The 3,806-nt window shown below is 40.2% G+C and carries 7 protein-coding genes and 1 pseudogene; 5 read left to right on the top strand and 3 right to left on the bottom strand.

Annotated elements, in window-relative coordinates; translation table 11 throughout:
• The 4 genes and pseudogenes from F6K20_RS28345 to F6K20_RS28360 form a co-directional block, all read left to right on the top strand.
• Window positions 1–290, top strand: a 290-nt coding sequence (locus F6K20_RS28345; RefSeq protein ID WP_287296898.1) for a XisI protein, incomplete at its 5' end; no start/stop codon positions are given.
• A 363-nt stretch (window positions 291–653) separates the two neighbouring features.
• The gene (locus F6K20_RS28350) at window positions 654–932 is read left to right on the top strand and encodes a hypothetical protein (protein ID WP_008178102.1); all 279 of its coding nucleotides are present in this window, start codon (window positions 654–656) and stop codon (window positions 930–932) included.
• Entirely contained in the window at window positions 929–1,378 is a 450-nt protein-coding gene (locus F6K20_RS28355) for a type II toxin-antitoxin system VapC family toxin (protein WP_008178103.1), read from the top strand. Before F6K20_RS28350 ends, F6K20_RS28355 begins: the two co-directional genes overlap by 4 nt.
• A gap of 64 nt (window positions 1,379–1,442) precedes the next feature.
• Window positions 1,443–1,673 (top strand): annotated as a pseudogene (locus F6K20_RS28360) (XisI protein); the annotation flags it as partial.
• Between the two features lie 68 nt (window positions 1,674–1,741).
• On the opposite strand, the gene F6K20_RS28365 reads toward F6K20_RS28360, so the two are convergent.
• A complete protein-coding gene (locus F6K20_RS28365) occupies window positions 1,742–2,077 on the bottom strand; it encodes a XisI protein (RefSeq protein ID WP_008178108.1) in 336 nt (111 codons plus the stop codon).
• Between the two features lie 90 nt (window positions 2,078–2,167).
• Between F6K20_RS28365 and F6K20_RS28370 the strand changes: the two genes are divergently transcribed.
• Window positions 2,168–2,338 (top strand): hypothetical protein, encoded by a 171-nt coding sequence (locus F6K20_RS28370; protein WP_154659645.1) that lies wholly within the window; start codon window positions 2,168–2,170, stop codon window positions 2,336–2,338.
• 95 nt (window positions 2,339–2,433) lie between these two features.
• Here F6K20_RS28370 and F6K20_RS28375 read toward each other — a convergent pair whose 3' ends face one another.
• Together F6K20_RS28375 and F6K20_RS28380 are read right to left on the bottom strand one after the other, a co-directional pair.
• Window positions 2,434–3,090 carry an ankyrin repeat domain-containing protein gene (locus tag F6K20_RS28375; RefSeq protein ID WP_008178110.1) on the bottom strand — a complete coding sequence of 219 codons (657 nt, stop codon included), beginning with the start codon at window positions 3,088–3,090 and terminating at the stop codon, window positions 2,434–2,436.
• A gap of 92 nt (window positions 3,091–3,182) precedes the next feature.
• Window positions 3,183–3,806, bottom strand: a 624-nt coding sequence (locus tag F6K20_RS28380) for a hypothetical protein (RefSeq protein WP_287256598.1), incomplete at its 5' end; no start/stop codon positions are given.

A 3,806-nucleotide genomic window follows, 5' to 3' on the forward strand; every position in this document is an offset into this window, starting at 1 on the left:
TGTATTACGCCAATCTTCCTGACCGCTATGGTGATGTGACAACCTCTGTAATTATCAGTGGCGAACGCAATCATTTTCTGCTAGTCCATGAAGGCTGGGAAAATCATCGCCGTGTATATGGTACGATTGTTCATGGTGAAATCCGCGATGGTAAAATCTGGATTCACTACGACGGTATTGAAGATGGTATCACGGATGAATTGGTTGCTTCAGGAGTACCGAAGGATAGGATTGTTCTTGCTTTTCATCCCCCCGAGATTCGTGAACATAGTGGGTATGCGATCGCATAGCATTGGCTTTGGTGGGTTACGCTGTCGAAGGGCGCACCCTACAATATCATGGGATTAGCCCAAAGGGCTACGCTTCGCGATACTCCAAAAGAGCCGCTAAAAGCGATTGGCCGTAGGCCACGCTACGCGAAGGCACTCAGCCACTCCTTTTTTTTTTGATGAGGATACGCTCTAAAATAAAAAAAATATAAGCCAAAATCTTTGCTAAATAAGGCTTTGAGAGATTTATACCCAAGAGTGAATTTGTTCTCCATGTCAAAAAGCAAGCACAGTAAGCTTTGATGTATTGATAGTACACGTGTATGGGTGACTTCAGTTATAATGGTATTGCCTGGAAAATAATTTCATTATTTATAAAAAAAAATGACTATAAAGCTTCAATTTAAACCAGAAGTAGAGGCTCGTATAATTGCTAAAGCTGCTGCCAAAGGTGTATCAGTACAAACCTATCTTGAATCTGTGATTGAAGATAGTTTGATGAACCAAGAACAAACATGTTTCTATGAAACAGTAACCGATAAAGAATGGAACTCGGAATTAATGGATTTAATCAATAGTCCAGCTTTTACTGTAGCACCGCCACTTGCCGATACAGCAGTTGTCCGAGAAAGTATATACACAAGAGAAGAAGAAATGTTATGAGCTATTTGGTGGATACAAATGTTTTGCTGCGTTTGGTGCAGAAGAATAGCCCGATGCATCCCGATGCTCGAAAAGCGATTTTTATGCTTAGAAGACAAGGTGTGTCTTTATGTATTATTCCACAGAATCTTATCGAGTTTTGGGCTGTTGCCACACGACCAATTAGCAATAATGGTTTAGGTTTATCTATTGATGAAGCTTCACAAGCAACAGATAAAATCAAGAGAATATTTTTAGTATATCCTGATACTCCTGGGATTTTGGCTGAGTGGGAAAGTATTGTTATTAAACATCAGGTTAAGGGAAAACAAGTACATGATGCTCGTTTAGTTGCTGCGATGGTAACTCATAAAATTACACATTTACTTACATTTAACATTGATGACTTCAAACGTTTTACTGAGATTATAAGTGTTAATCCCCAAAGTGTTGCTTCACAGGCTTAGATATATTCGGTGATGTGACAATTCATATGATTATCAGTGGCGATTGACCTATGGTCACGCGGGGCGCGTTCGCAACCATTTTCTGCTGGTCCATGAAGGCTGGGAAAATCATCGCCGTGTATATGGTACGATTGTTCATGGTGAAATCCGCGATGGTAAAATTTGGATTCACTACGACGGTATGGAAGATGGGATCACGGATGAATTGGTTGCTTCAGGAGTACCGAAGGATAGGATTGTTCTTGCTTTTCATCCCCCCGAGATTCGTGAACATACTGGGTATGCGATCGCATAGTGTTTGCTGATAAGTTCTATGACAGTCAATTTACCTCTCAAATTATAAAAACTGCCGATAAATTTACTCTAATTCACTGCGAAGTCAGTATATTGACGTACAGCAGGTTCTTGAAATGCTAGTACAATATCAGTCTTTGGTACTCCCAATTTGACGAGTTCGTTGGCAAAACCAATTTCAGTTCCATCATGATGTATCCAAATTTTGGCATTTTTGATGCTGAAATGTAGAACACAACCATACATGGGTTGGCGGTTTTTCCAACCAGTGTAAACAACTTGATAATGGTCGTGGTCTGAGTCAAAAATTAAGGCAGCTTCAACATCTTGATCAGATGGACTTTTACTGGCATAATCACTCAGAAGTTGTTTAATGTATTGGCGATACTGGATTATTTTTTCCATTCTAAAATCACCTCTTCAGATAAGCAATCTATGCAAATCTTGATACAAAACCATTATACAATAATCAACTTCTTTTAGAGTTCTAAGTTATTGTGGGTTAGATCGGCGATTGACCGTAGGTCACGCTACGCGATGAAGCGTTTCGGCAAAGCCGACGCTACGCGAACGCAAAGCGTGGCCTACGGCCTCAGCTTCCGCGCTTGTGCGATTGACCGTAGGTCACGCTACGCGATCGCGTATAGCCCTAGGCCAATAAGTTAGGACATAAGATTCAGGGAGCGGTCAGGATTCCGCCTTGAAAAATGTCCTAAGCTGAACGCCTCTTACCATACTATATGAGGTATGTCTAGAGTGTGTCATGGGCTTGTTTGCTTGAGGTAAGAGACATTTGGCTCTTTTGCGCCGTAACCCACCAATAATCTTTTGATTTTCTCTTTTATCTCAGTGTCTGCATTCTTCGGCAGCCTTTCTATTGGTTTTCGGTAATCGTTATCAATTACTTCCGGATCGGCATCTCGATCGAGAAGCGTTTTAATTATAGGAATATTCAGCTTACTTACCGCGATCCCTAATGCATTCATTCCACTAAATCCGCCAGCTTCATTGATTGTGTCTTTTGCTCCGTGATTGAGGAGCAGTTTAACCATTTCTATATTTTCTTCCTCTACACTCCATCTCAGAGGAGAATTGCCTTCATTATCCTTGACATTAGGATTAGCTCCCGCTTTCAATAGTAAGCTTACTATCTCTTTGTGGCCGCCCCACATAGCCATGAGTAATGGATTAGAATCCCGGTCTAGATTCCAAGCATTGACATCAGCTCCGGCTTTTATCAAAAGTTTTACAATTTCTATTTTTCCTCCATAATCAACTTCATCTATCGCTTCTTGTAAGGGAGTCCAGAAAGGGGGATTAGGCATGTAAAAATTAACGTCGAGACCTTGTTCAATCATCTTCGCAAGATTACTATCATCATGGTATCGAATTATCTCAAAAATATCTTTATTGTTCATTTTAATTAACAAAAATAAGATGAGGATAAACTACTTTAAACTCAATCCTTGAGATTACTAGTAACGTTCAAGGCTTGAGCTAAAAATATTCTTTATATATAATCTCCATAATTGTCTAATAGCTCTTGGCAGTTTTCCAGTGCATTCCTCATTTGATTGAGAGCATCTGTGTGTCTTTGATCCGGTTTTCCACCAAAGCATTCATCTTGTATTTGTTGTCTTTGATCAATACATTCTTGTAGAATTTTAATTCTGTTAATAACATGGTTTTTCGTTATTCCTTTGACTGATCTTCCTTTGAGTTTTTTCCCGGCTTTTAGCTTATCCAAAGCTGGCTTACACCCAGGCAGTGGTATAGAACCACAAATTGCATCTTTTTCCCCTTGGAGTCTCTCAAGGACTTCATCTTCACAGGTCTGATTTGAATGTTTTCTATCTCTTTCCGCTTTTTTTTTGCCATCTTCACTTTTACTTCTTCGACTTGTATAATCATAATCCCAATCTTTTCCCCCATCAATAACTGTGATAGAGCTGAAGATAGGATGTTTATTCTTGGTAAGATTGGCAGCTTTTATTGCATTAGCTTTAGGTAAGCATTCAGCTATCAGCCAAAGGCCTTTGGCCACGCTTTCGGCAAAGCCGACGCTTCGCGAACGCGAACAGCTATCAGCCAAAGGCCTTTGGCCACTGGGCATAGCCCACGCTACTTGATGTGC

It is taken from the genome of Moorena sp. SIO2C4 (assembly GCF_010672485.1).
GTDB lineage: Bacteria > Cyanobacteriota > Cyanobacteriia > Cyanobacteriales > Coleofasciculaceae > Moorena > Moorena producens.